This is a genomic window from Neisseria sp. P0009.S007, assembly GCF_051962515.1.
Window position 1 is genome coordinate 1 of the sequence record NZ_JBQCVF010001073.1, and the last position, 278, is coordinate 278.

The following is a 278-nucleotide window of genomic DNA, read 5'->3' on the forward strand; positions in this document are numbered from 1 at the left end:
TGCTTGCATTATTACAAGCCTGAATTTATATGAATTCAGCCAAATAAATAATAATGAAATGGGTATCTTACTGAAGCGTAGTGAAGATGGAGAAGTCTATCAAGATGCTTATAGCGAAGCGCAGCGTATTATCCGTATTAGCGATGAAGTTAAAATTTCAGTTGACGTAGTAGAAAAAGAGCAAGTTTCGCAGAAAAATCAGAATATAGAAATTGCTAAAAAATACGATACATTGACTGTCGCTAAGCTGGCAGAAAAATGGGGAGTAACAACGGAAG

At 35.6% G+C, this 278-nt stretch carries 1 pseudogene; it reads left to right on the top strand.

From position 1 onward, the window contains the following. Nucleotides 1-278, top strand: a pseudogene (locus ACTHS3_RS17795) (DNA repair protein); the annotation flags it as partial.